General features: G+C 70.0%; 1 protein-coding gene. It reads left to right on the forward strand.

What is annotated here, in order from left to right; genetic code table 11:
- Window positions 1-180 precede the first annotated feature (180 nt).
- On the forward strand, window positions 181-466 hold a 286-nt coding region (locus J5M57_RS28375), incomplete at its 3' end, for a PCRF domain-containing protein (protein WP_207938527.1).

The raw sequence follows: 466 nt of genomic DNA on the forward strand, positions 1-466 counted from the left end.
GCGCTCAACCGCGCGAACGGCGCCGATCGCGATTCGCTGATCGACCTGATGCGCGGCTTCTACCAGCACGCGCCCCGCTCGTCGGACACGTCGGACCGTTAGCGGCGCCCGCCGGCCCGCCTCTCCTTCCCCTTTTCGAATCCTTCCCTGGGAGCATCGCTCCGCACCATGAAGACGAGCATGCAAAGCAAGCTCGACCAGCTCACAACCCGGCTGGCCGAACTGAACGACCTGTTGAGCCGCGAGAACGTCACCGCGGACCTCGACCAGTATCGCAAGCGGACGCGCGAGCACGCGGAGATCGGCCCCGTCGTCGAGCACTACGCGCAGTGGCGCCAGGCGCGCGCCGACGAACTCGCCGCGCAGGAACGGCTGGCCGACGCCTCGAGGCGCGATTTCGCCGAGGACGAGCTGCGCGGCGCGCGCGACCGGATGGGCCGCCTCGCGGCCGAGCTGCAGACGATGC

This window comes from Pseudomonas sp. 86_A (assembly GCF_017491705.1).
GTDB lineage: Bacteria > Pseudomonadota > Gammaproteobacteria > Pseudomonadales > Pseudomonadaceae > Aquipseudomonas > Aquipseudomonas koreensis.